The organism is Streptomyces sp. NPDC043861 (genome assembly GCF_056435905.1).
This window is the reverse complement of the sequence record NZ_JBWKDP010000012.1, coordinates 19,156-45,111: the sequence shown is the minus strand read 5'-3', so window position 1 is coordinate 45,111 and position 25,956 is coordinate 19,156. Positions and strand designations below refer to the sequence as shown.

The 25,956-nt window shown below is 69.8% G+C and carries 22 protein-coding genes; 8 read left to right on the top strand and 14 right to left on the bottom strand.

Translation table 11 applies throughout. The annotated features are described in order from the left end of the window. Nucleotides 1-44: 44 nt before the first annotated feature. From AC068D_RS25415 to AC068D_RS25405, 3 genes are all read left to right on the top strand, one after another. Nucleotides 45-1,121, top strand: a complete 1,077-nt coding sequence (locus AC068D_RS25415; protein WP_478825361.1) for a hypothetical protein — start codon at nt 45-47, stop codon at nt 1,119-1,121. 157 nt (nt 1,122-1,278) lie between these two features. Next, a complete protein-coding gene (locus tag AC068D_RS25410) occupies nt 1,279-2,337 on the top strand; it encodes a right-handed parallel beta-helix repeat-containing protein (RefSeq protein WP_478825360.1) in 1,059 nt (352 codons plus the stop codon). A gap of 46 nt (nt 2,338-2,383) precedes the next feature. Beyond that, nucleotides 2,384-3,430: a methyltransferase gene (locus AC068D_RS25405; protein WP_478825359.1), complete on the top strand. Its 1,047-nt coding sequence runs from the start codon at nt 2,384-2,386 to the stop codon at nt 3,428-3,430. A gap of 102 nt (nt 3,431-3,532) precedes the next feature. Here the strand turns inward: AC068D_RS25405 and AC068D_RS25400 are convergent, their stop codons facing one another. The 7 genes from AC068D_RS25400 to AC068D_RS25370 all read right to left on the bottom strand — a co-directional run bounded on the left by AC068D_RS25400 (nt 3,533) and on the right by AC068D_RS25370 (nt 8,841). After that, complete coding sequence (locus AC068D_RS25400; protein ID WP_478825358.1) at nt 3,533-3,859, bottom strand: TcmI family type II polyketide cyclase; 327 nt, start codon at nt 3,857-3,859, stop codon at nt 3,533-3,535. A 39-nt stretch (nt 3,860-3,898) separates the two neighbouring features. Next, nucleotides 3,899-4,378, bottom strand: coding sequence for an SRPBCC family protein (locus tag AC068D_RS25395; RefSeq protein ID WP_478825357.1), 480 nt, complete (start codon nt 4,376-4,378; stop codon nt 3,899-3,901). Between the two features lies 1 nt (nt 4,379). Then, nucleotides 4,380-4,646 (bottom strand): acyl carrier protein, encoded by a 267-nt coding sequence (locus AC068D_RS25390; RefSeq protein ID WP_478825356.1) that lies wholly within the window; start codon nt 4,644-4,646, stop codon nt 4,380-4,382. Between the two features lie 15 nt (nt 4,647-4,661). Then, nucleotides 4,662-5,912 (bottom strand): ketosynthase chain-length factor, encoded by a 1,251-nt coding sequence (locus tag AC068D_RS25385; RefSeq protein ID WP_478825355.1) that lies wholly within the window; start codon nt 5,910-5,912, stop codon nt 4,662-4,664. Beyond that, nucleotides 5,909-7,177, bottom strand: a complete 1,269-nt coding sequence (locus AC068D_RS25380; protein ID WP_478825354.1) for a beta-ketoacyl-[acyl-carrier-protein] synthase family protein — start codon at nt 7,175-7,177, stop codon at nt 5,909-5,911. Before AC068D_RS25380 ends, AC068D_RS25385 begins: the two co-directional genes overlap by 4 nt. Then, nucleotides 7,174-7,614 carry a cupin domain-containing protein gene (locus AC068D_RS25375; RefSeq protein WP_478825353.1) on the bottom strand — a complete coding sequence of 147 codons (441 nt, stop codon included), beginning with the start codon at nt 7,612-7,614 and terminating at the stop codon, nt 7,174-7,176. Before AC068D_RS25375 ends, AC068D_RS25380 begins: the two co-directional genes overlap by 4 nt. A gap of 96 nt (nt 7,615-7,710) precedes the next feature. After that, nucleotides 7,711-8,841 carry a SchA/CurD-like domain-containing protein gene (locus AC068D_RS25370; protein WP_478825352.1) on the bottom strand — a complete coding sequence of 377 codons (1,131 nt, stop codon included), beginning with the start codon at nt 8,839-8,841 and terminating at the stop codon, nt 7,711-7,713. Between the two features lie 264 nt (nt 8,842-9,105). Here AC068D_RS25370 and AC068D_RS25365 point away from each other — a divergent pair, with 264 nt between their 5' ends. Then, entirely contained in the window at nt 9,106-10,992 is a 1,887-nt protein-coding gene (locus tag AC068D_RS25365) for an FAD-dependent oxidoreductase (protein ID WP_478825351.1), read from the top strand. A gap of 104 nt (nt 10,993-11,096) precedes the next feature. Here the strand turns inward: AC068D_RS25365 and AC068D_RS25360 are convergent, their stop codons facing one another. The 5 genes from AC068D_RS25360 to AC068D_RS25340 all read right to left on the bottom strand — a co-directional run bounded on the left by AC068D_RS25360 (nt 11,097) and on the right by AC068D_RS25340 (nt 17,944). Beyond that, on the bottom strand, nt 11,097-12,017 hold the full coding sequence (locus AC068D_RS25360; protein WP_478825350.1) for a carbohydrate ABC transporter permease: 921 nt from the start codon (nt 12,015-12,017) through the stop codon (nt 11,097-11,099). Next, complete coding sequence (locus AC068D_RS25355) at nt 12,014-13,387, bottom strand: ABC transporter permease (RefSeq protein ID WP_478825349.1); 1,374 nt, start codon at nt 13,385-13,387, stop codon at nt 12,014-12,016. The genes AC068D_RS25360 and AC068D_RS25355 overlap by 4 nt, the downstream gene beginning before the upstream one ends. Nucleotides 13,388-13,391: 4 nt before the next feature. Further along, nucleotides 13,392-14,714, bottom strand: a complete 1,323-nt coding sequence (locus AC068D_RS25350; protein ID WP_478825348.1) for an ABC transporter substrate-binding protein — start codon at nt 14,712-14,714, stop codon at nt 13,392-13,394. 53 nt (nt 14,715-14,767) lie between these two features. Further along, nucleotides 14,768-16,453 (bottom strand): glycoside hydrolase family 13 protein, encoded by a 1,686-nt coding sequence (locus tag AC068D_RS25345; protein WP_478825347.1) that lies wholly within the window; start codon nt 16,451-16,453, stop codon nt 14,768-14,770. A gap of 207 nt (nt 16,454-16,660) precedes the next feature. Then, nucleotides 16,661-17,944, bottom strand: a complete 1,284-nt coding sequence (locus AC068D_RS25340; RefSeq protein WP_478825346.1) for an ABC transporter substrate-binding protein — start codon at nt 17,942-17,944, stop codon at nt 16,661-16,663. Nucleotides 17,945-18,129: 185 nt separating this feature from the next. Between AC068D_RS25340 and AC068D_RS25335 the strand changes: the two genes are divergently transcribed. Genes AC068D_RS25335 through AC068D_RS25325 form a run of 3 tightly spaced genes read left to right on the top strand, consistent with a single transcriptional unit; the run spans nt 18,130 to nt 21,725 of the window. Beyond that, the gene (locus AC068D_RS25335) at nt 18,130-18,645 is read left to right on the top strand and encodes a PadR family transcriptional regulator (protein ID WP_478825345.1); all 516 of its coding nucleotides are present in this window, start codon (nt 18,130-18,132) and stop codon (nt 18,643-18,645) included. After that, nucleotides 18,642-19,418: an ABC transporter ATP-binding protein gene (locus AC068D_RS25330; protein WP_478825344.1), complete on the top strand. Its 777-nt coding sequence runs from the start codon at nt 18,642-18,644 to the stop codon at nt 19,416-19,418. Before AC068D_RS25335 ends, AC068D_RS25330 begins: the two co-directional genes overlap by 4 nt. Before the next feature lie 3 nt (nt 19,419-19,421). Next, entirely contained in the window at nt 19,422-21,725 is a 2,304-nt protein-coding gene (locus AC068D_RS25325; RefSeq protein WP_478825343.1) for an ABC transporter permease, read from the top strand. A 124-nt stretch (nt 21,726-21,849) separates the two neighbouring features. Here AC068D_RS25325 and AC068D_RS25320 read toward each other — a convergent pair whose 3' ends face one another. Both AC068D_RS25320 and AC068D_RS25315 read right to left on the bottom strand, forming a co-directional pair. Next, entirely contained in the window at nt 21,850-22,821 is a 972-nt protein-coding gene (locus AC068D_RS25320; RefSeq protein ID WP_478825342.1) for an alpha/beta hydrolase, read from the bottom strand. A gap of 325 nt (nt 22,822-23,146) precedes the next feature. Beyond that, nucleotides 23,147-23,917, bottom strand: a complete 771-nt coding sequence (locus tag AC068D_RS25315) for a class E sortase (RefSeq protein WP_478825341.1) — start codon at nt 23,915-23,917, stop codon at nt 23,147-23,149. A gap of 231 nt (nt 23,918-24,148) precedes the next feature. On the opposite strand from AC068D_RS25315, the gene polX reads away from it, so the two are divergent. Further along, entirely contained in the window at nt 24,149-25,870 is a 1,722-nt protein-coding gene (polX, locus tag AC068D_RS25310) for a DNA polymerase/3'-5' exonuclease PolX (protein WP_478825340.1), read from the top strand. Nucleotides 25,871-25,956: the final 86 nt, after the last annotated feature.

The window sequence follows — 25,956 nt, the reverse complement described above, 5'->3', positions numbered from 1 at the left end:
GTGGTAGCACCGAGAAAGAACAGCTGAAGAGGGGGGAGTCCGCCGTGGCCGACAGTGGGGTGCGGATCGACGGCAGCAGTCTGCTTCTGGGGGGTGGTGTGCGCGTCCGTTTCATCCGGACGCTGCGGCTGCCCGAGTCGGGGACGCATCCGCTGCCGCCGGGGCTCGGTGAGTTCCCGGTACGGCGCGTGGAGGACTTCCCGGACACCGCCCCGCGCCAGTGGCTGGACCGGGGCGGGGTGATGCTGCCCGTGTATCTGCGGGAGGCGATGTGGCTCAGTTTCGCCGGCAGCGAGGAGCCCGCTGCGCTGCAGATCGGCGTCGGCAAGGTCTGCGCCGTCTCCGGGGAGCGGTGGAGCGGCAGGCTCGCCCGCGAGCCGCAGAACTATGTGGTGCTGCCGCGGCAGCCGTGGCTGGACGGCATCAACTCCGGCCGGGGAACGGTGCGTCAGTTCGTGGCGGTGCCGCTGGGGCTCGGAGCCACGGTGGAGGGCCAGGTCACCGGCGAGGAGACCTGGGGCGGAATCCAGCTCCAGGCGTACCCGCTGTCCGGGCGGGCGCTGCGGGCATGGCGCGAGGAGCAGACGCACGCACAGGCCCGGCAGGCGGCGTGGGGGGCGCCGCCCGGCGGGCCGGTCCCCATGGGTTCATGGGGCGGCCAGGGGGCCGGGTTCCCCGCGGCCGCGGCCGCGCCGGCCCCGTCCGCCGTGCCCGCCGGCCCGCCACCGCCCGCGATGGCCATGGGGCTGGGAGCGGGCGGTTCGATGCGTCAGGAGGTCTACCGCGACGAACGGCCGATGGCGGACTGGGCCCCGGAGCCCGCCGGGCGCGCCTTCGTCCATTTGGTGACCCCGCCGCAATGGCGGAGCATCACCGGTGAGGAGGCGCCGCCATCGCCCGTCGACCGTGCCGCGTACACGCGTGCCGGGCTGCCCTGGTTCGACTACTACGACGAGAAGGGCAGCGATCTCCCACCGGCTGATCCGCTGAGCAGGGTCGAGCCGGTCGGCGACTGGCTGGGTGACGACCACAGCCCGTGGCTCCCGCCCGGCGCGCATCAGATCGAACCACTCGGCGACGCTCCCGGGCCCGGCAGGCCGGTCACGGACGGGGACTGGTGAGAGGGCGGCGGCGAGCGGTGAGGGCACGAGCCCGGGACCCCCGAGCCGATGGGCGGGCACCCTTCCGTCGGCTGTCCGGATTGCCCTGACACGGCGACACACGCCCGTTTGGGCACTCTATGTGGCGATTGGTCATAAACACCAATAATTTCGCCTCATGACTAAACGACAGATCACATACCTCGGATGCGTCGCCCTCATGGTGACCTCGGGGCTGGGCGCGGCAGCGCCCGCCCGTGCCGCGGTCGCACACGACGTCCATCCGGGGGAATCGATCCAGGCAGCGGTGAACGCCGCGAAGGCGGGGGATGTCATCGACATCGCCCCGGGGACCTACTACGAGAGCGTGACGGTCACCAAGGCGAACCTGACGCTTCGCGGCGCGGGGGAGCGGACCGTCATCGCGCCCGCCGCGAAAGCCGGCGGCGACGCCTGTTCCAAGGGCGGCAACGGAATCTGTGTGCTCGGAACGGACGCCAAGCCCGTCTCGGGCGTGCACATCCGTTCCCTGAGAGTGAAGGGGTTCAAGAAGAACGGGATCTGGGCGTCCCGCACCGATGCGCTCACTGTGCGTCGGGTGACCGTCGAGAAGAACGGGAACTGGGGGATCGCCCAGGAGCGGTCCGTCCGGGGTGTGTTCCGCGGCAACATCGCCCGGGACAACGCCGAGTCCGGCATCTTCCTGTCGAACACCACCGACACCGAGGCCGGCGCCCAGGACGCCAAGGGCGCCGTCGTCGCCGGCAACTACCTCGTCGGCAACCGGATCGGGGTCACGATCCGGCGGCTCAGGAACCTCGTCGTCGAGGGCAACGCCATCACCGGCAACTGTGCCGGTGTGTTCGTCGTCGGTGACGAGGGCGTGCCGCGGACCGGGGACCTGGCCGTACGCGCCAACAACGTGTACCGGAACAACAAGTCGTGCCCCAAGACCGCACGGCTGCCGATGATCCAGGGCGCGGGAATCGTCCTCACCGGTGCCGAGGAGACGGTCGTCGAGTCGAACGTGGTCCTCGGCCACTCGGGCTCGTCGCCCTTCGCAGGCGGGATCGTGCTGTTCAAGAGCATCGTGGGCGCGCCCAACAACCGCAATGTCATCGCCAACAACGTGCTGGCGGGCAATGCCACGCCGGACCTCGCCGACCGGGACACCGGCCAGGCCAACACGTTCGCCGGCAACTTCTGCTCGAAATCCGAACCCGCGGGCCTGTGCTGATGCGGACGCTCACGCTCGTCCCCCACACCATGAGAAACGAGGCGGTATGACGACCGTAAGCACCACCACGCCGCAGGAGGCCGCCACGCCCCCGTCCATGCGGCTGCGGGAGCTCGTCTTCGGGGCGGCCTGTGCCGCCGCCGTGCGCGCTGCCGCGAGGCTCGGTGTCGCCGACGCGCTCGGCGACACCCCCGCGGGCGCCGAGGAGCTGGCAGCCTCCGTGAACGCCGATCCGCGGGCGCTGCGGCGGATGCTGCGTGCCCTTACCTGCTACGGCATCTTCGAGGAGAAGGAGGACGGCCGCTTCGCGCACACCGAGATGTCCCGGCTGCTGCGCGAGGACGACCCGCACAGTCTCCGTTCCATCTCCCTGTGGTGCACCGAGCCCTGGACCTGGGACGCCTGGCCCCTTCTCGACGAGGCGGTCCGCTCGGGCAGCAGTGTGTTCGACCGGCTGTACGGAAAGGGGTTCTTCGACTACCTGCACGAGGACGCGCAGGAATCGGCCCACGTCTTCAACCAGGCGATGACCACCTCCAGCATGCAGTCCGCCCGCGATGTCGCCGAGCTTCTCGACCTCACCGGGGTGACGACGGTCGCGGACATCGGCGGTGGGCAGGGGCACGTCCTGGCGAGCCTGCTGGAGAAGTACCCCCATATGCGAGGAACGCTCCTCGATCTGCCCCGTGTGGTGGCCAATGCCGATCCCCGGCTGCGTGACGGAGGTTCGCTCGCCGAGCGCGTGCGCATCCTCCCCGGCGACTGTCGTGAGGCCATCCCGGTGGATGCAGACGTCTACATCATCAAGAACATCCTGGAGTGGGACGACGAGAGCACCCGCAGAACCCTGCGGAACGTGGTCGAGGTGGCCCGCCCCGGATCCAGGGTCGTGGTCATCGAGAACCTCGTCGACGACACCCCTTCGATGAAGTTCACCACCTCGATGGACCTGATGCTGCTCCTCAACGTCGGTGGCGCGAAGCACACCAAGGACAGCATGATCAGCCGGATGGCGGACGCCGGCCTCATCGTCGGTGACGTCCGGCCGGTCAACCCCTATCTGCACGCCGTCGAGAGCATCACCCCCGCCTGACGGCACTCCCCCCGTCCCCGTTCCCCACCTGGAAACCCCCTCGCCGGCTCCGCGTTCCTCGCGCGGGGCCGGCGACTCGTCGTACGCGTCACGCCGCGCGCATCATGCGCCGCGCTCCCACCGGTAGAACTCGTGGGCCATCGCGTCCTTCGGGCTCCGCCAGGTCTTCGGGTCGTACGCACTCACGTACGCGGACAGTCTGTCGCTGATGTCCCGGAACTCGGGGTGGTCCACCAGCTTGGCGACCGCCGGCCCGGGCGGGCGGTCGGCCTCAATCAGATGCAGGTACACATCGCCGAACTGGAACAGGCTGCGCCGGGTGACCCCGACGAGGTCCGGCAGTTCGCCCTGGTCGGATGCCTCGAACACCTTGGCGATGTCGGAGGCCGAGTCCGGTGCCATACGGGCGACGATCAGAGCCTGGTGCATCAGGGAGGGTCCCTTCGGTTGGTGTGGATCGGCGGTGGGTCAGTCGGTGCTGACCGACACGGCCTGGCGTGCGCGGGCGCGCTGCTCGATCTTGTCTCTGATCAGTTCCATCTGGACCTTCGAGTTGCGGTTGATGTTGTCGGTCATCCAGTCGTCGTCGACCGGGGCGTCCGGCTTCATCGCGAAGTCCTGGGTCCAGTGCATCAGGACGCCCTTCGGCGTCTGCTTGTACGTCCAGCGGATGTCCATGTGCTGGAAGGGGCCGGTCTCGACGCGGCGGGCGCGGACCGTCAGGCCCTTGCGGTCGGTGACCCGCTCGGAGACCCAGCTCCAGACCTTGCCGTTCTCATCGGGGTGCATGGTCAGACGGAACGTCGTCGCGTCGTTCTCGCGTTCGAGGATCTCGACGCTCGCGTACTCGCTGAACAGCTGCGGCCAGTTCTCGATGTCGTTGGTCACGTCCCAGACGAGATCAAGGGGCGCGTCGATGGTGATCTGGTTCTCGGTGTGTCCTGACACTTCAGGCTCCAGCCATGAGGGAGTTGTTGACGAGGTCGAGGAATTCGCGGGGGGTCTTGCAGCGGTCCGCGTCAGGGGGCAGAGCCCGGCCGTACCGGTTCTCCAGCTCGCCCACGATGCCCAGCAGGCCGAGCGAGTCGAGGCCGTACTCGTCGAACCGTGCTTCGGGCCGGCCGCCCATCTCCGTGGGGTCGACCGTCACACCGGCGCCCTTCTTCATCAGAGCGGCCAGCTCCTCGATGGTCAGCTTGGTGATTTGCGTGGTCATGAGGGGTCCTCTTTCTCACGAGGGGTTGTCGGCGCCGCGCGTCAGCACGAGCGCCGCGTTGGAGCCCATGAGTCCTCGGCTCAGCACCAGGGCCGTGCGCAGCTCGGCGGGGCGGGCCCTGCCGGTCACCACTTCCAGGTCGTGGCACACGTCGGAGACATTGGGCGTGGGCGGGACGAGCCCGTCCTGCAGGGCGAGCACCGCGGCGGCCGTGTCCAGCACCGGGGCACCGCAGTACGCCCGGCCCGTACCGGCTTTGGGAGCCGTGACCGGCACCCGGGTGCAGTGCGGACCCAGCGCGTCGGCGATGGCCAGTGCCTCGGCCCGGTCCGCCTCCGGGATGCCGAGCGCGTCCGCGAACACGACATCGATCTCCTCGGGGGCGCACTCGGCGTCGGCAAGGGCCCCGCGGATCGCATGGGCCAGCCCTTCCCGCGACTGCTGCCACCGGGAGGCTCCGGTGAACGTCGCGGCGTGGCCCGCCACCACCGCCCTTACCGCCGCACCACGGTCGCGGGCCGCCGACTCCGCTTCGACCACGAGCATCGCGCCGCCTTCCGCCGGTACGAAACCGCAGGCGCTCGGGGTGAACGGCCGATAGGCCCGCTCCGGATCCTCGCCCATGCTGAGTTCCCGGTAGCCGAGCTGGCAGACGAGTGAGTACGGCGCGAGCGGTGCCTCGGCCGCGCCGATGACGACGGCGTCGGTCCCGCGTACGATCGCCCGGCCTGCGTGTGCGATGGCGTCCAGACCGCCCGCCTCATCACTGGCCACGACACCGCACGGGCCCTTGAACCCGCCGCGGATCGAGATCTGGCCGGTGCTCGCCGCGTAGAACCAGGCAATGGACTGGTAGGGGCCCACATAGCGTGACCCCTGTCCCCACAGCCGCTGGAGCTCACGCTGGCCGAACTCGCCGCCACCGGACCCGGCTGCCGTGACCACGCCCACGCCGAACGGCGAGTCCGCGTAGTCGGCGGGAGTGATCCGTGCGTCGGCCAGCGCCATGTCGGCCGCGGCCATGGCGAAATGCGTGAACCGGTCGGTCTGGACGAGGTAGCGCTCCTCGACTACTGATTCGGGCTCGAAGCCCCGCACCTCACCGGCCACACGGACCGGAAGGTGCTCGCAACCCTCCCGGGTGATGTGGTCGAGGACGCTGAGGCCCTCCCGTGTGGACTTCCAGAAGGCGTCGGTGCCGACTCCGTTGGGGGCGACGACACCCATTCCGGTGATGACCGGACGCCGGTCCTGCCGAGGACTCATCGTGTCCTCCCTCCTGGCCGGGTCAGGACCACGGCGGACTGGAATCCGCCGAATCCGCTGCCGACCGAGAGCACGTTGCGCAGCTTGAGGGCGCGCGCGGTGCGTGGCACATAGTCGAGATCGCACTCGGGATCGGGGGTCTCGTAGTTCGCCGTCGGCGGCACCACCTGGTTGGCCATCGCCAGCACACAGGCGACGATCTCTATCGCCCCGATGGCGCCGAGCGAGTGACCCACCATGGACTTGATGGAACTCATCGGCACCTTGTAGGCGTGCGCTCCGAGCGATTCCTTGACGGCTGCGGTCTCGTGCCGGTCGTTCTGCTGCGTGCCCGATCCGTGCGCATTGACGTAGTCGATGTCCGACCCGTTGATGCGCGCGTGGTCGAGCGCCGTGTCGATGGCGCGGGCCATTTCCAGGCCCTCCCGGGTGAGACCGGTCATGTGGTACGCGTTGCCGAAGGTGGCGTAGCCGCCGATCTCGCAGTACACCGTCGCACCGCGGGCTCGCGCGTGTTCGAGCTCCTCCAGGACGAGAACGGCTCCGCCTTCGCCCATCACGAATCCGTCCCGGTTCGCGTCGAAGGGACGGGAGGCATGGGCGGGGTCGTCGTTGTTCGCGGAGGTCGCCTTGATCGCGTCGAAGCAGGCCACCGTGATGGGGGATATCGGCGAGTCCGACGCCCCGGCGATGCAGACGTCGACCCTGCCCTCCTCTATCGCATGGAAGGCGTACCCGATGGCGTCGAGACCGGAGGTGCAGCCGGTGGAGACGGTCTGCACCGGGCCCTGGGCGCCCGTCTGTTCGGCCACTTCGGAGGCGAGGGCGCTGGGCGAGAAGGCCCGGTGCAGATGCGGCTCCGCCTCGCTGTGGTCCACGTCCCAGCGCCGGCCGGAGCTGCTGACCTTGACGTAGTCGTGCTCCAGCCGGGTGGTACCGCCCACCGCGGTGCCCAGGGACACCCCGACGCGCCAGGGGTCCTCGCTCTGAGGGTCGAGCCCGGCGTCGCGCAGGGCCTCCCGCGCGGCGACCATCGCGAACTGGACGTACCGGTCCGCGCGCTGGATCTGCTGTGCCTCGAGCCCGTGGGCCGCCGGGTCGAAGTCGCACTCGGCGGCGATGCGCGAGCGGAACCCCTGGGGATCGAAGAGCGTGATGCCCCGGGTCGCCGTGCGGCCGTTGGACAGGAGATCCCAGAACGCCGGTATGCCCACGCCTCCCGGCGCCACTATGCCGACGCCGGTGACTGCTACCCGCCGGGTCATGAGGCCGTCCTTGTCCGTTCGGGCGGCCGACGCTCTGCGGCACCCTCCCTGGCCGGCGTCTCCTCGGTGTCGACGTGTCCGAGCTCCGGACGCGGGGCGAGCGGACCCAGGTGGAAGACCATCCGGGCCTCCGCGCTGCCCACGTTGCGGAACCGGTGCCGCATGTACGGGGGGATCAGCAGCCCCTGGTCCGGCCGGAGCACGTACGTCTCGTCGTCCAGGTCCACTTCGAGTGCCCCGCTGACGACGTACACGAACTCCTCGGAGTACGGGTGGTAGTGCTCACCGATGCGATCGCCGGGCTCCACGATGGCGAGACCCATGAAGCCGCTCGTGGCGCCCACCGTGGTGGGCGTGAGCATGGCGCGCAGATCGCCGCCGCGCTTGGTGTTGGGCTGGGTCTCGCTGAGGTCGACGATGCGATGGGGTGTGGTCATGAGTGGTTCCTCCACGTGGCCGTGTGACGTTGAGCCGGCGGTGCGGTGTGCCGAGATGCCTTGGCGCACCGCACCGCTCGGCGCCGGACGGGCGGTTCAGGGGCCCGCAGGGGCCCGACGGTCGGTGATCAGGCGCATCTCGGCGCGTGTGAGGAAGCGCAGCATGTTCTCTTCCGTCGCCGATGAACCGCCGTCGAACGCGTCGCCGTTGAGCAGGCGGGCCAGCATGGCCACCTTGCGCGGTCCGTGCGCTCCTCCTGCCCGCAGCGGCTCCGCGTCGAGCCCGCCGCGCACGTCGACGAGTCGGATCACGATGTCGTCGCGCAGGAAGATGGTGCTGCTCTCGATGACCCCGGAGCCCTCGTTGGCCGCCTCCTCGTCCTGACGGGCCAACAGCCTGGCCAGAGCCATACCGCAGCCAGGCTTGGCCGGGTAGTACAGCGCATGCCGCTTCACATCCGGGTGTTCGCTGCCGACGGCCGCCAGATGGTGCACCGCCGGCAGTGAGGACCGGGTGAAGAACATCCGCGCCGACTCCTGGTCGTTGAGGTCGCGGTACTGCTCCAGATAGGGGTTGATGGCTTCCTCGAGGGCCTGGACCTCGGGCTGACGGGCGACATGGCGCAGTGCGGCGAGAAGGTCGCCCTGCACCTCGACGGCCCGGATGACTCGATTCCGGTGCATGAACAGGGTGGTACGGCGCAACCGGGTGTTGTCATCGACCCGGGCCTCGGGTGACTTGTAGTTCGCCAGGATCTCGGCGACCACCGCCTCGCTGCCCGGCTTGACGGTAAAGGTGAGGGCGTGGCGGACCACACCGTCGCCCATCCGTGCGGAGGGCTGCAAAGCACCGCCGAGCTCCGCGGCACGGGCCTCGGTGTGGATCTTGCCCGTTTCGCGGAGGACGCTGAAGCGCAGGGAACGGGTGTCCCGTACGCAACTGTGCAGCGGCCGGACCACGTCGACGTGCTCCTCGCTGTTCACCCATTCGATGAACGGCGGGGCGCTCTCCCACTCGCTGGTGATCAGCCATTGCGAGGGGTTCTCGATCGACTGGCACAGCTGGTCACTGAGATGGCCCGGCACCGACGCCACCTGGTTGCGCATGTGCTCGTACGCAGCGAGGAACTGCTGCTGCGCGCCGTCGTGAAGATCCACCAGCAGCACGACCCGCAGCCTGGAGCCGTCGAAGGCCGACTGAGATATACGTTCCGACAGAGTTGTCATTTTCCACGCATCTCCTTCGAGACAGTGAAGCCGCCACAGTTGTGGACGGAGCCGGCTCTCCGGGGTTCGGAGTAAGAGGTCCGACGCAGATGGACGGCCGCTCACCGCACACACGATGTGGCTGTCCGGATTCGATCGTGTGCCGATACCACGGGTGGCGCGAGATGTGTGAACCAAGCGGGTGAAGGGGCGATCGAGCCGCTCCCGCAAGGGCAGAGAAACTCCATTCCCCCCACCAACCGGCGGCTGGAGCTGGAGCTACTGATGGAAGAAAACTTCGACGACCGCGTACCGGTCCTGATCGTGGGCGGCTCCTTGGTGGGCCTGTCCTCATCGCTGTTCCTCGGCCGGCTCGGCGTCGGGCACATGCTCGTCGAACGGCATGCGAGCACTTCGAGGCACCCGCGCGGACGCGGCAACAACGTCCGCACGATGGAGCTGTTCCGGGTGGCAGCAGCCGAGCCGCTCATCCACGAGGCCGCGTCCGCACTCGCGGGCAACCACGGCATCCTCCAGACGCCGTCACTCGTCGGCGACGAAGGCGAGTGGCTGCTCAAGGAGATCGACCCGGGAGACGGACTGGCCAGGATCAGCCCCGCCGGCTGGTGCGTGTGCAGCCAGAACGACCTGGAACCCGTCCTGCTGGAGTGCGCCCGCAAGAACGGTGGCGACCTGCGGTACTCCACCGAACTCAAGTCGTTCGAACAGGACCCGGAAGGTGTCACCGCCGTCATCGAGGACCGCGATTCCGGCCGCCTCAGGACCGTACGGGCGGACTATCTGATCGCCGCCGACGGCCCTCGCAGCCCCGTGCGCGAGAAGCTCGGCATCGGCCAGACCGGTCTCGGCGACCTGTTCCACAATGTGAGCGTCACCTTCCGCTCGCGCGCGCTCGCGGATGTCGTCGGCGACCGGCGCTTCATCGTCTGCTATCTGACCAACCCCGAGGCGGACGGTGCCCTGCTGCCGGTGGACAACGTGGAGAACTGGGTCTTCCACGCGCCCTGGCAGCCCGACAAGGGCGAGACGCTGGAGGATTTCACCGAGGAACGCTGTATCGCCCACATCCGCAAGGCGACCGGGGCCCCGGACATCGACGTCGAGATCACCGGGAAGGCCCCCTGGCACGCCGCCGAGCGTGTCTCCGAGCGGTACGGGTCGGGCAGGGTCTTCCTGGCCGGCGACTCCTGTCACGAGATGTCCCCGACCGGGGCGTTCGGTTCGAACACCGGCATCCAGGACGCGCACAACCTGGCCTGGAAGCTCGCGCTGGTCCTGGACGGCTCCGCAGGCCCAGGGCTGCTGGAGACCTACGAGGCCGAGCGGCTGCCGGTGGCCAGGGCGACCGGTGCGCGCGCCTCGAGCAGGTCGGAGGAGCACAGCCACCCGGGGTACGACCCGTCATCGGTTGCGGGCCGTGAAGGCGGTCCCGGTGGTCCGGGTGCGGGTGGTCCGGGCGGTCCCGGTGGTCCGGGTGCGGGTGGTCCTGGCGGTCCGGGCAGGCCCGGTGGTCCCGGTGGTCCGGGTGCCGGCGGTCCTGGTGGTCCCGGTGGTCCGGGTGCGGGTGGTCCGGGCAGGCCCGGCGGTCCGGGAGGTCCGGGTGCGGGCAGGCCCGGTGGTCCGGGTGCGGGCGGTCCGGGCGGTCCGAGCATCGCCGGCGGTCCCGGCGGAAGCCCGGGCGGGATGCTGGCCGTGGCGATGGGCTATCGCTACCCCCGCGGCGCCGTTCTGGGTGCCGACCCCGAGATGGCCGTCGTCCCCCCGGGGCTGACACTCGTCGGTCAGCCCGGCAGCAGGGCCCCGCACATGTGGCTGCACCGGCCCGGTACGCAACGCCGTATCTCCACGCTGGACCTCTACGAGCGCTCGTACGTACTGCTGACCGGCCCCGGCGGCCGGCGATGGTGCGAGGCCGCCGCGGCCGTCGCCGGCCGGCTCTCGTGCACTCTGGACGCCTACCTCGTGGGTGAGGGCCCCGACGCCGATCTGATCCCCGAAACCGGCTTCGACTGGGCCGAGTTGCACGGGGCGTCGGACGAAGGGGCCGTCGTGGTCCGGCCGGACGGGTTCATGGCATGGCGGTCGGTCGGAGCGGAGTCCGACCCCGAGGCGACACTGATGGCGGCCATGAAGGCGCTGCTGTACCGCTGAGTCGCGCAGTACTGCTCCTGCATCACATCGGCTCCGCCGGTGCTTCCCCCGTGGAGCACCGGCGGAGCCTTGTGGCGCGGCACCTGGCCGCGGTCCTGTGAGGGCTACTTGACCGAGCCCGCCATGACTCCCTGTACGAAGTGCTTCTGGAAGGCGAAGAAGACCACCACCGGCACGATCAGGGAAAGGAAGGCACCCGGCGCGAGCACATCGATATTGCTGCCGAACTGACGCACCTGGGACTGAAGTTCGACCGTCAGGGGCTGTGAGGAACTGTCCGCGAAGAGCAGGGCCACGAGCATGTCGTTCCAGACCCACAGGAACTGGAAGATCGCCAGACTCGCGATCGCCGGACGCCCCACCGGCAGGATCAGACGGGTGAAGATGCGCCACTCGCTGCCCCCGTCCATCCGTGCCGCTTCCAGCATTTCGCGCGGTATGTCGGCGAAGTAGTTGCGCAGCAGGAAGATCGCGAACGGGAGCCCGTACGCGACGTGGAAGAGCACCACGCCCGGGATCGTGCCGAACAGCCCCAATTGGCCGAACATTTTGGCCACCGGCAGCAGACCGACCTGGACCGGCACCACCAGAAGCGCCACCACCAGCAGGAACAGCCAGTCCCTGCCGGGGAACTCCAGCCAGGCGAAGGCATAGCCGGCGAGCGCCGCGATGACGATGACCAGAGTGGTGGCAGGCACCGAGATCAGCACGGTGTTCCAGAACGCCTGCGTCATCCCCGCGTTGCCGAGGAGGGCGGAGTAGTTGTCGAAGGACAGCTGCCCCGGGCTGGTCAGAGTCGTCCACCAGCCGCTGCCCGCGTTGTCCTGCGCCGAGCGCAGCGAGGAGAGCAGAAGACCGGCGAGCGGGGTGATCCAGACGAGCCCGACGACGACCAGGAACGCCTGGACCACTCCGTTGCCGAGCCACCTGCCGAGCCGGCCGCGGGAGCGCCTGCGGCGTGCGGGCCGGCCGGTGTCGCCCCCCGGCTCCTTCGCGACGATCGGGTCGGTGACGGTGGCGCTCATGACTGGCTCCTGCGGAAACGGCGGACGTTGAAGACCATGGCGGGGATCACCAGCAGCAGGAGCAGTACACCGAGCGCGCTGCCCAGGCCCTGGTTGTTGCCGCCACCGAAGGACACCAGCCACATCTGGGTGGCCAGCACGGTGGCGTCCTCCTGCACCGGTCCGGGCGCGATGATGTAGACGAGGTCGAAGACCTTCATCACATTGATCACCAGGGTCACGAACACCACGGTCAGGATGGGAGCGAGCAGGGGGACGGTGATCTTGCGGAACACCTGCCACTCATTGGCCCCGTCCATCCGCGCCGCCTCCAGAGCGTCCCGGGGCAGTGCGGACAGGCCCGCGCCGATGAGCACCATGGCGAAGCCGGTCCAGATCCACAGGTACGCCCCGATGATGGCCGGGGTGACCAGCGCCGGGCCGAGCCAGGAGACACCTTCGTAGGGCTGGGCGAAGTTGCTCGCGGGCAGTCGCACGCTGTACGAGCCCGGGTCCAGGTCCTGGAAGCGGAAGGAGCCGTCGGCCGCGGTGGTGGCCGTGGCGAGTACCTTGCCGTCACGCACCGCCTCGACCGCCATCTTCGGCAGTCCGCTCTCGGCCTCGTCGACCCGTCCCTGTTCACCGCCCCCGCCGGGGGTGAAGTCCAGATAGACCACACCGAGCAGCTCGCGGGCCTCCGCCTGCCGTGAGGCGGCGGTGGCCGCCGGCTTTGTGTCCGCGGGCAGTTCCTTGGGCGGTACACCGACGAGCCCGAGGCTGACGCTGCGGCTTCCGGGGGACACCTTTTCCGACGTCGTGTACGACCCGTCCTCGTCCTTCGTCAGCCCCTGCCCGTCCCGGGCGCGGGCGGACGGGTACGAGGACGTGCCCTCGACTGCATCGTGCACCCCGACGACAGCCGCGTTCAGCACGCCCTTGTCGGGATCCTCCTCGTACGCGAGCCGGAAGATGATGCCCGCGGCGAGGAAGGACACCGCCATCGGCATGAACAGCAGCAGTTTGAACGCCGTGGCCCAGCGGATCTTCTCCACCAGCACGGCCAGCATCAGGCCCAGGCCGGTGAGCAGGGTGGGTGCGACGACCACCCAGATGGCGCTGTTGCGGATGGCCTTGAGGGTCGCCGGATCGCTGAACATCTCGGCATAGTTCTCGCCGCCGACGAAACGGGTGCCGCCGGCATCGAAGAAGCTCCGGCCGACCGAGAACAGCACCGGGTAGACGACGAGAGCTCCGAGGAGCAGCAGCGCGGGCAGGACGAACGCGACGGCGATGATCCGCCGGCGCCGCTTGGCACGGCGCCGGGGATCAGCGGCCCTTGCGGGCCGAGGCCGGTCGGCGGTCTCAGGGGTGGGGGCGGTGACAGAGGTCATGACGTCAGCCCTTGTACGCCTTGGCCGCCGCGTCCTCGAGCTTGGCCGCGGTTCCCTTCGGGTCCGACGGGTCGCGCAGGAAGTCCTGGAGGAGCTTCCACTCGCCCGCTCCCTTGGTGCCTCCGAATGCCGCGGGTGCCTGGTCGGACATGTCGAAGCGGACGGAGTCACCGGCGTCGAGCAGCGACTTGGCGGTCTGACGAGTGGTGTCATCGCCGTACGAGGCGAGGTCCAGCTTCTTGTTGGGAGACAGGAATCCGCCCGCCTTGGCCCAGACGGCGGCCGCCTCGGGCGTCGACAGGTATTCGAGGAACGCCATGGCGGCCTTCTTGTTCTTGCCCTTCTCCAGCGCCACGGCCGCATCGCCGCCGCTGACGACGGGCGCCTTGCCGCCGTCGACCGCCGGGAAGGGGAAGAAGGCGGCGTCCTCGCCGATCTTCCTGCCGAACTGGTCCTTGGCGACACCGGCGACGAAGTCGCCCTCGTAGACCATGCCCGCCTCGGGCTCGGGCCCGAAGACCTTCTCGACCGAGCCCGGGAAGTCGGTGCTCAGCGCGCCCTTCTGGCCGCCCGCGATCAGTTCCTTGTCGGCGAAGAGCTTGCCCAGGGTGGTGAGGGCCTTGACCACGCTCGGGTCGGTCCACTCGATCGCGTGGGTGGCGAGCTGGTCGTACATCTGGGGGCCGGCCTGGGAGAGGTAGATGTTCTCGAACCAGTCGGTGAGCGTCCAGCCGTCCTCACCGGCGACCGCGAAGGCGGGCAGCCCCGAGTCCGAGACGGTCCGTCCCGCCTTCAGCATGTCCGCGTACGTCTTCGGTGCCTTGACCCCCGCCTGGTCGAGGGCGTCGGGGCTGTACCAGACGGTCGACTTGTGGGCAGCCTTGAAGTACACCCCGTAGAGGTCGCCCTCGACGCTGCCGTAGTGCTTCCACACGCTGGCGAAGTTGGTGTCGACGGAGTTCTCGGCGGTCTTGGAGAGCGGAGTGAGCCAGCCGTTCTCGGCGAACTGCTTCAGCACGCCGACCTGGGGGACCATCACCACATCGGGTGCGTTTCCGCCCTCGATCTTGCTGCCGACGACGGTGGAGACGTTGTCACCGGTCGAGACGAACTGGGTCTTGGCCCCGGTCTTGGCGGTGAAGGCGTCCAGCACCTTCTGGAAGTTCTTCTGCTCGGCGCCGGACCAGACGCCCGCGACGGTGATCGTCTGGCCGTCGAGGGACTTGTCACCGTCCTTCGCGGTGGTGACGGGGCCGCCGCCGCAGGCGGTGGCGGCGAGGGCGAGGGTCAGGGCCGTGCAGCTGGCAAGCGTGATGCGTCGCGTCATCGTGGATCTTCCTTTGTGAGCGGAGGAACGGACGGAGGTTCGGCGGTCGGGGATCACGGGTTGGTGCAGTCGCTGATCCACCAGGCGGCGGTGGATCCGGGCAGTACGCCGTTCGGGCAGGGCCCGCTGGACAGCAGTGGCGCACCTGCGACCGGGGCGGGCACGGGGGCGGTGCCGAAGTTGACGGCACAGACGAGTCCGTCGCCCCGGACGAAGGCGAGGACGCCCGGTGCGGACTCGAGCCAGCGCAGGGTGCCCTCACCCAGCTGGGGCAGGCTCCTGCGCAGCTGCAGTCCGTCGCGGTAGAGGTGCCAGAACGAGCGGGTGTCGGCGAGTGCGCGGTCGGTGGCGTGCTCGGCGAACCACCCCGGCTGAGGCAGCCAGGGCTTGGCTCCTTCGGCACCCGAGGTGAACCCGAACGGCGAGGCGTGGCCCGACCACGGCAACGGGACCCGGCAGCCGTCACGGATCCGCGCGCGGCTCCCCGTGCGCCGGAAGATCGGGTCGGTGAGGACCTCGTCCGGAAGGTCGACGACCTCGGGCAGACCGAGCTCCTCGCCCTGGTAGATGTATGCGGCCCCCGGGAGCGCCAGCATCAGCAGCGCGGCGGCCCTGGCCCGGGCCGCCCCGAGCCCACTGCCCTCCGTACCGGATTCTCCGTAGCGGGTGACGGTGCGGACCTGGTCGTGGTTGTTGAGGACCCAGGTGACGGTCGAACCGGTGCCCGCGATGTCCTGCATCGCGTCCGAGATCACCTTGCGGAACGCGTCCGCGTCCCAGGACGCTCCGAGCAGGTCGAAGAAGAACGCCTGGTGCAGTTCGTCCGGGCGCACGTACTGGGCGTGTTCGCGCGCGGTCGGTACGGAGACCTCACCGACGAGCAGCCGGTCACGGCCGTCCCGTGCCGTGTAGTCCTCGCACACCGACCGCCAGTGGCGCCACACGTCGTGGACCTCGGGCTGGTTCCAGGCGAGCGGGTTCACCGAGTCACGGGTGCGGGCGTCGGCCTCCGGGTCGGGGGAGTCGGGCAGCTCGGGGTGCTTGAAGAGCCCCGCGGCCACGTCGATACGGAAGCCGTCGACCCCCCGGTCCAGCCAGAAGCGCAGGACCTGGTCGAAGTGCGCGCTCGTCTCGGGGCTGCGCCAGTTGAGGTCGGGCTGCTCGGGCGTGAACATGTGCAGATACCACTGGCCGGGGGTGCCGTCCGGCTCGGTGACCCGGCTCCAGGCGGGGCCGCCGAACATGGCGTGCCAGTTGTTCGGCGGCACGTCCCCTCCGGGACCGCGGCCTTCGGCGAAGTGGAAACGGGCGCGTGCCTCGCTGCCCGGAGGCGAGGCCAGGGCCTCGCGGAACCAGTCGTGCTCGCTGGAGCAGTGGTTGGGGACGATGTCGAGCAGCACCTTGATGCCGAGCCGGTGTGCGTCGGCGATCAGCAGGCCGAACTCGGCGAGATCGCCGAAGACCGGATCCACGTCGCAGTAGTCGGCGACGTCGTAGCCGTGGTCGTGCTGCGGCGACGGATAAAAGGGACTCAGCCAGATGCCGTCCACGCCGAGCTTCTTGAGGTACGGCAGTCCGGCGCGGACCCCGGCGAGATCGCCGATGCCGTCACCGGTGCTGTCGAGGAAGCTGCGGACGTAGACCTGGTAGATGACCGCGTCACGCCACCAGTGGTGCTGCGTGAGGCGGTCCGCGCCGCGGTGCGAGAGGCCGTCGCCGGCCGGGGCTGTGAGCGTCACCCGTTGACCTGTTTCTGCACGAAGGGGTGTCCGCGGCCAAGAGGCGGCCAGCGGTTATGCATGCATGTTAAGTAGGCGTGACGAGAGGGTGTCAACGGTCATGCAGAAAGCGGAACAGAAGTGGGGTGATTTGCCCGTCTATATCCACCCCATGGGCGCAGAAGCGTCCGACGTGGATACCTAACGTGTAAGTAGAAAGGGTCGGACTCAGCCGCGACGGGCGATGGCGGCCAGTTCGGCGGCCAGCCGGCGTACCGCTGCCGCGGGCTCCTGGTGCTGCGCCATGGCGTCGTGCATCACGGCCTGCATCGCGAGACTCACCTGCTCGTAGCGCGGGCTCTTCGGGCGCGGAGCGGCCGCCAGTACGCTCGCGCGCAGCGCGGGCAGATACGGATGGTCCCGAACGAGCTCCGGGTCCTGGTACAGCTCGGCCCTCACGGGCGGCAGAGCGCCCTCCGTGAGCACCTTGCGCTGCACCGGACCGCTGGTGAGATAGGCGATCAGGTCGTTGGCCGACTCGGGATGGCGTGCGCTCGAACTGACCGCGAGATTGGAGCCGCCCAGGACGCTGGTGCCGGCCCCCTCGGGGCCCGGCAGGGGTACCGCGCCGAACTTCCCCGCAATCCTGGAGTCCTTTGCGGATGCGCCGGCGTACGCGTACGGCCAGTTGCGGAGGAAGAGCAGCCGGCCGTCCTGGAAGGCCTGCCGGGACTCCTCCTCCTTGAAGGCGAGCGCTTCCTTCGGAATCCAGCCGTCGCGCACCCCGCGGGCGAGGAACCCGATGCCGGAGCGGGCGGCGGCCGAGTCCACGGTCACCCGGCCGTCGTCACCGAGTACCGTCCCTCCGGCCGAGTACACGGCCTCGGTGGCGTTCACGGTCAGTCCTTCGTACGGCAGGAACTGGCCCGCGTAGCCGCCGATGCCGTACCCGGGGGCGATGGTCCTCGCCTGGCGTTCCAGATCCGCCCAGGTGCGGGGCGGGCTCTCGCCTTCCCGCTCCAGGATGTCCTTGCGGTAGTAGAGCATCCCGGCGTTGGTGACGTAGGGGACGGCGTACAGCTTCCCCTCGTACGTCGCCGTGTCGACGACCGGCGGCAGGAAACTGTTCAGCGGGAACCGCCGCGACTCCAGCGGGGCTATCCAACCCGCCGCGGCGAACTCCGAGGTCCAGGCGACATCGATGTTGAGGATGTCGAACCGGCCGCCGCCCGGCCGTAGTTCGGTGGTCATCTGGGCGCGGGTCTCGTCCGCCGAGTCCGGCAACTCCACCAGGGTGACCTTCTCGCCGGGACGGTCACGGTTCCAGCCTTCGAGGAGCGGGCCGAGATAGCCGGTGAGATCGCCGGCCGTGGCCAGCGTCATGGGCCCGCGCCCGCTGCCCGACGCACCGCCCTGCGGCGTGCTCCCGGCATGCGTACCCGACGACACGTACCCCGCCAGTACGACCGCCGCGACAAGGAGACCCCTACCCGCGGCACGTATCCACCGCATAGGTTCCTCCCAGTACATCGGCCCCCGGGCATCGTCGTCCGGCGTAGGGGCATGTATACCCGTTAGGCATGGGCGATACTAGGGCCGGTATCGGATGACGAGAGCGATCCGGACCACACTACGACAACCGCCGGCACTGCTCCCGGCACGCACACTGCCGGCATGGCGGAGGGAGGAGAGCACGAGTGCGGTTGCCCCTCCTGGCTCTCCTCTCCCGGGGCCCGGCCCATGGCTATGAACTCAAGCAGGACCTTGAGCAACTGCTGGGTGCCGCGTACCCTCAGCCGAACGTCGGCCAGATCTATGTCACGCTGGGCCGGCTGGAGAAATCGGGGCTGATCGAGGGCGAGGACGTCGCCCAGTCGAACAGACCCAACAAGAAGGTCTACCGCCTCACCGACGCCGGGACGGAGGCGCTGCGCGCCTGGTTCGAGGAGACGGCGGACGAGCCACGGATCCGCGACGAGTTCTTCATGAAGCTCGCGCTCGCGCAGCAGACCGGACTCGCCGACCAGATCGCCCTCATCAACAAGCAGCGGCGTGAGTACCTCAACACCATGCGCAATCTGTCGAAGCTTTCCGCGACCGAGAACCGGGACAACCGCATCGCACACCTGCTGATCGAGGGAGCCATGCTGCACCTGCAGGCCGACCTGGACTGGCTGGAGCGCTGCCAGGAGGAGCTGGAGGGGCTGGAATGAGCCGCGCCGCCGACCGGGCCGCCACCGGCCCGGGGACAGTCCCTCTGCTGCGCGCGGAAGGACTCGTCAAGACCCACCACGGTGAAGGTGCACCCGCCCATGCCGTGCGCGGAGTCGATCTTTCCGTACGGCACGGCGAGTTCGTGGCCGTCAGCGGGCCGTCGGGCGCCGGCAAGTCGACCCTGCTGCATCTGCTCGGCGGGCTGCAGCGGCCGGACAGCGGCAGCATCTGGCTCGACGGCGAGTGCACGGACGACTACAGCGAGGCCCGTTGGGCGACGGAGCGCAGGCGCCGGATCGGCATCGTCTTCCAGTTCTTCAACCTGGTCTCGAACCTGACGGTCGCCGACAACGTGGAACTTCCCGCACTGCTCGCCGGGACCGGCCCGAAGCAGGCCCGTGCCGAGCGCGAGAAGCTGCTGGCCGAGCTGGGCCTCGAGGGCAAGGCGCGCAGCATGCCGGGCGAGCTCTCCGGTGGTGAGCAGCAGCGTGTGGCGCTCGCCAGGGCGCTCGTCAACCATCCGCGGCTGCTGCTGGCCGACGAACCCGCGGGCAGCCTCGACAGCAAGGGCACCCGTGAGGTGATGCGGCTGCTCTCCCGCTTCCACCAGCGCGGCCAGACCATTCTGCTCGTCACCCATGACGCGCGGCTGGCCAGCGCCGCCGACCGCGTGATCAGCTTCTTCGACGGACGCATAGCCGACGACGCCGAACTCGGCGGCACTCCGGCCAGGGGCACGGGACTGTCCGGCGTCCTCGAGCTGAAGGACTGACCGGTGCGGGCCACTCTGCGCTGGGCGCACGCGGATCTGCGCACGCACCGCGGCGAGGCGACGTTCATCGTCTCCGCGACCGCCGGCATCGTCGCCGCACTGCTGCTGGCCGCCGCCCTCTTCGGCTACGCCACCAACCCCTGGCAGCGAGTCTTCACGCAGTCCCACGGGGCGCATGTCTGGATCCACGCCGGGCCGTCCGCCGACATGGCCGGCCTCGAATCGCTCGACGGCGTCGAATCGGTCGCGGGCCCCTATCGCACGGCCACCGCCACGGTGGAGACCCGCGGTGCGCGGGCGGGCGTCGAGCTGCGCGGCGCGGCCGAGGAGCCCCCCGCGGCCGGGCGGCCCCTGATCACCGCCGGCCAGTGGCTCACCGGGGCGACCCCCGACGGCGTCGTCCTGGAGAGCAGCCTGGCCAGGACCCTGGTGGCGGCCCCGGGCGACATCCTCACCCTGCCGGGCACCGGGCGCACGCTCACCGTGCTCGGAGTCGCGGACAGCGCCGAGCCCCGCTACCGCCCCGGCGAGCGCCCCGGCACCGTCTGGGCACTCCCCTCCGCGGTCCGGGCGGCCCAAAGCGCCGGTGACCGGCCGGGGCAGGTCGCCGGGCTGCTCCTCACCGAACCCGAGGACACGGACTACGCGGTCCAGCGCGCCGTCACCCGGCTCGGCGCCGGAGCCGTGACCGGCGTGTCGAACTGGCAGGAAGCGCGTGCGGACGCCCAGGGCGACACCCGACTGCTCGGCCAGGTGCTGGGGCTCTTCGGCCTCGGCGCGCTGCTCGCCGCCGCGCTCGCCGTCTACGGCGCGATCAGCACCCGGGTCCGAGGGCATCTGCGGGACATCTCCGTCCTCAAGGCCATCGGCTTCACCCCGGGCCAGGTGGTGCGCGTCTTCCTCGTCCAGCATCTGGCGTTCGCCGTGCTCGGCGCCTTCGCCGCCACGGTCCTCACCGAAACGCTCGGCGGCCGTATGCCCGGCAGACTCGGTGAGGCGGTCGGCGTGTGGCAGGGATTCCCCGGACACACCGCAGTGCTGCTCGCCGTCCCGGTCGCGGCGGTGCTGTTCATCGGCGTCACCACATGTCTCGCCGCATGGCGGGCGGGCCGGGTGCCTCCCGTTCCGGTACTCCTTGCGGCCACGGGCGCGGGCGGGCGGCTGAGCGGTCCGGCGCGCAGGGCCCTCGGGCTACGGCTACTGCCCGCGCTGGTCCTCGGATTCCACCGGGCCTTCGCACGCGGACCGCAGGCCCCGGCCACGGTCGCCCGGCTCGCGCTGCCGCTGCTGCTCATCACGGTCGCACTGAGTGCCTGGACGACCATCGGCCGCTTCGAGAGCAGGCCGTCGGAGCTCGGGCTCGCCGCCGCCCTCACGGCCCGGGCGGACGAGACCCTGGGAGACCGGGAGGCGCAGATCCTTCTCGAAGGCGACGAACGGGTCGCAGCGGCCCATCCGGGCGTGGAGGTCGCAGCGCTCGTCCCCGGCCAGACCGGCACCATCGCACTGCGCGGGTTCGGCACCCGGGAGCGTCCCTATCCGTACTCGGTGGCCGAGGGCCGTGCGGCCGTCGGCCCCGACGAGGCCGTCGCCGGACAGGGCCTGCTGGATCTCCTCGGCGTCGGTGTCGGTGACTGGGTCCGGATGACGGTCGGCGGTCACCCGCAGATCCTGCACATCGTCGGCCGCAGCATCGAGCCGGAGAACGGTGGACGCACTGTGTCGACCTCGCTCGACACGCTCCGGGAGAACGACCCGGGGCTGAGGGCGACGCTCCACCAGCTCCAGCTGCGTCCGGGCGCGGACCCCACCGAGGTGCGAAAGGCGCTGTCGGAGGTGTCCCGGGGGCGGCTGGACATCCACGAGGTGACCAGCCCCGCCGACCGACTGTCGCCCATGCGCGGTGTCGTCGTCGGGCTGATCGCCGTGCTGGCGCTGATCGGCCTCACCGAACTGTCGACGGTGATCGGCGGGACCGTACGGGAGGGCGAACGGGACCTGCTCGCGCTGAAGGCGATCGGGCTGTCGCCGCGCGAGATCACGGCGGTCACGGTGACCGCCGTGGGTTTCACGGCCCTGGCCGCGGCCGTGGTGGGTGCGGGGCTCGGTGTGCCGCTCGCGCACTGGCTGATCAATGCCGAGGGCCGCTCCAGCGGTATCGGTTCCGGGATCGCCCATGCCCCGTCCCCGGGACTGCTGGCCCTGCTGGCGGTGACGGCCGTGCTGGGCGCGGTGGCGCTGTCCGCCCTGCCCGCGGCACGTGCCGCACGCCGCAGACTGGTGGACACGCTGGCCGCTGTGGCCTGAGGCGCGGCCCCGCGCCCGGGACGTACCGCTGCCCGACACGGTCACCCTCGGGAGACCCGGCCCCCGCGTCTGCCGTGGGCCGGACTCTCGGGCGCGGTGCGGTCTCAGCCGCTGCGGTCCGGTCTCAGCCGCTGTCGAGCGCGCTCTTCAGCGTGGCGATGGCCTGGGCGATGGCCGCTTCGGCGGCATGCGTGGATCGCAGGGCGTTGAGCATCACGAAGTCGTGGATGATCCCCTGGTAGCGCGTGGCGGTCACCGGCACGCCCGCCTGGCGGAGCTTGTTCGCGTACGCCTCGCCCTCGTCGCGCAGGACATCCGCCTCACCGGTGATGACCAGGGCCGGGGGAAGCCCCGCGAGCTCGTCCAGGCCCGCGCGCAGCGGCGAGGCGGTGATCTGTTCCCGCTGGCTCTCATCGGTCGTGTACTGGTCCCAGAACCACTGCATGCCGTCGCGGCGCAGAAAGTACCCCTCAGCGAACTGGTGGTACGAAGGTGTGTCGAAGTTCGCGTCGGTCACCGGATAGAAGAGCACCTGGTGCACCAGCGGTACGTCACCGCGTTCCTTGGCCATCAGCGTGAGCGCGATGGCCATGTTGCCGCCCACCGAGTCTCCGGACACCGCCATTCTCGACGCGTCCAGACCTTTGCTCGCACCATCGGTGACGACCCACCGCGCGACCGCGTAGTTCTGCTCGATGGCCACCGGGTAGTGGGCCTCAGGAGAGCGGTCGTACTCGGGGAAGACCACCGCCGCACCCACGCCGGCGGCCAGTTCGCGCACCAGGCGGTCATGGGTGTGCGCGTCGCCGAACACCCAGCCGGCCCCATGGATGTAGATGATCACGGGGAGCGTGCCGGTGGCGCCCGAGGGTTTGACGATGCGGGCACGGACCGAGCCGGTGGGACCACTGTGAACGGTGACCCACTCCTCGTCTACCTCGGGCATGGCGATGTCGCCGGACTGCACGTCGTCGACGGCTCTGCGGCCTTCCACCGGAGGCATTTCGAACAGGAACGGGTGGCTGCCCGTGGCCGCGGCGAACTCCGTGGCCTCGGGCTCGAGCACCGGCCCGGAAGGCATGTATGCGGTTGACATCTGCTCTCTCCCTCGAACGGACCACTCATTCGAGGCTAGGTCTGCCGTCCCGCTCACGCATCACGGCACCCGTCGGTCGGCTCGGGCACGCAACGCCGAGGTGGTTCAAGCGCCGCCCGGGGGCCGTGCCGTGGCGTCATGGGCGCCGACGGCGGCCAGGAACAGGGCAGTTGCACGCGGAGCTGGTTGCGCAGGAGGCGAAGGGGCCCTGCGGTCGACTGCGGTCGAGGTCAGGTCGTCGGCACAGCACCGGCGTTGGCGGCGCACAAGGTCACCGGCCGCGCAAGCCGAGCCCGAGCCCGTTGCCGGCCGGCATCACGGGTGGTCAACGACCCGAGCCGGACTCCCGTACCGAGGTCAGCACGCCGACCTTGTCGATGCGGTGCTCCGGGTTCCCCCTGTCGTCGCGCCAGAAGTTCCCGGCCGCAGTGTCCTCCGGGGTTGCGCAGGTGGAGATCGTGACCATCGCCTGGGTGGGCCGTCGTCCCGGGAAGCCGGGAACCGCTGCCCGCTGCTCGGCGAGGGAGCGATCGGAGCGGAAGGACGTCTTCCTGCTCTCGGTGATCCGGTACTCGTATACCGTGCCAGCCGAGGCGACGAGAACGCTGTCGCCCACATCGACGGACGGAAGCTCTCGCAGAGGGCCGCCGGCGGACAGACGGTGGGCCGTCACCAGATAGTTGCCGACCTGGCCCGGGCCGACGCCGCCATCGGCGCCGTGCGGACTGGCGGCGACGCCGCGGTCCTGGATACGGGTGCCCGGTAGGTCGTCGGTCGTGCCCGCGTACGGAACGACACGCAGGTTCTCGAGTCCGATCGACGGGATGGACAACGAGGCGGGTGCCGCCACGGCCGGGGTGGAGTCCGGAGCCGGCGGGGGCAGCGAAGGTGTGGGCGCCGGGGCGCGAGCCGACCCACCGGCGACCGGTGTGTCCGTGGGTATCGCCCGCGGCGGCGCGTCGACGGGGGATGCGGTGGTGGCGCCTGCGGGCCTTGCGGCCGCGGTGCCGCCGCCGGCCGAGCAGCCCACGAGCAGGGCGACGACCGCCGCGGCGAGCGTGGCGGGAACGGCTCGGGAGCCTCGGGGACTGGACATGGATCTCCGGTGGGGCAGCCGGGTGGACACCACAGCTCGTCGACGTCGGCGCCTTCCCAGCATCAACGGCGCTTCCCGGTGACAACGCCGAGGGTCGATCTGGTGTTCCCTGCCGTGACGACACCTGGTCCGACCTGCGGTTTCTCCGTCCCGATCGGCCCTGGACCGGTGTCGGGCCCTGGTGTGCCCACCAGCCGGGCGCGCGGCCGTGGCCCATGTGAGGCTGGAAGCATGCCCAGGGCCAACGAAGAGATCGAGGCGCTCCTCCAGGAATACGCCGATCTCATCGCGATCACCGGAGGGGACGCCTTCAGAGCCAGGTCCTACGAGAAGGCGGCCCGCGCCATCGGCGGCCACCCCACCGATGTCGCCAAGCTCGACGCGACGGGGCTGCGGGAGATCCCCAATGTCGGCAAGTCCATCGCCGACAAGGTGACCGAATATCTGACGACCGGGTCGATCTCCGTCGTCGAGGAGCGGAGGCGGTCGGTCCCGGCCGGAGTGCGCGAGCTGATGACGATCCCGATGCTCGGGCCGAAGAAGGCCATGGCGCTCTACCAGGAGCTGGAGATCTCCTCCGTGGACCAGCTGCTCGACGCCATCCACGAAGAGCGGCTGCGCGATCTGAAGGGCTTCGGGGAGAGGACCGAGGAGAATCTCCTCCATGGCATCTCACTGATGCAGAAGGCCGGCAGCCGCATCCTCCTCAACGCCGCGATGGAATCCGCCGAGCAGATCGTCGGCGAGCTGTCGCAGATCAAGGGCTGCGAAGGGTGTACGTACGCAGGATCACTGCGGCGGATGAGGGAGACCATCGGCGACATCGACATCCTCGTGGCAGCCGACACCTCGGCGCCGTTCATGGAGGCGCTCGGGAGCCTCCCGTACACCGCCGAGGTCATCGCGCACGGCGCCAAGAAGACCTCCATCCGCACCACCAGGGGCCTCCAGGTCGATCTGAGAGTGCTGCCTCCCGACTCCTGGGGCGCCGGACTGCAGTACTTCACCGGCTCCAAGGCGCACAACATCCGCACCCGCAAGATCGCCGTACGCCACAAGCTCAAGCTGTCCGAGTACGGTCTCTTCGACGCCGGGAGCGGGGAGAAGATCGCCTCCGCGACCGAGGAGGAGATCTACCGACGCCTCGGGCTGCCCTGGATCCCGCCGACCCTCCGGGAGGACCGCGGCGAGATCGCGGCCGGACTGCGGGGCGAACTGCCCGACCTGGTCACCGAGAAGGACATCAGGGGTGATCTCCATACACACACCGATCTGACCGACGGACTGGCCCCGCTCGAGGACATGATCGCCGCGGCGGCTGAGCGCGGATACTCCTACTACGCGGTCACCGACCATGCGCCCGATCTAGCCATGCAGCGCATGACCAGGGAGAAGATGCTCGCCCAGCGCGAACGGGTCCGCGAACTCGACCGGAAACACCGGGGAATGAGGCTGCTCCACGGCACGGAGCTCAACATCGGCCCCGACGGCGACGTGGACTGGCCCGACGACTTCCTCGCAGGCTTCGACATCTGTGTCGCCTCGGTCCACTCGCACTTCAACCAGAGCCGGCAGGCACTCACCCGCCGCCTCGTCCGTGCCTGCGAGAACCCCCATGTCGCGGTCATCGGTCACCCCACGACCCGCCGGATCGGCAAGCGCCCCGGCATCGACGCCGACTTCGACGCCGTCTTCGAAGCCTGTGCCAGGACCGGCACCGCCCTGGAGATCAACGCCCACCCCGAGCGGCTCGACCTCTGCGACGAGGACGTCCTGCGAGCGAAGCGGTACGGCGTGAAGTTCGCCGTGAACTCGGACTCCCACTCCACCACGCATCTGCCGTACATGCGCTACGGGGTGGCGACGGCACAGCGCGGCTGGCTGACCAAGGACGACATCATCAACACCTGGACCCTGACGAGGCTCCGGCGCTTCCTTCGCCCCGGTACATGACCATGCCACCGGTAGTCGACGACCGGCAGTCAACGAACGACGACCGGCAGACGACTACCAGCCGCCCGCACGCCGACGGGCAGGCG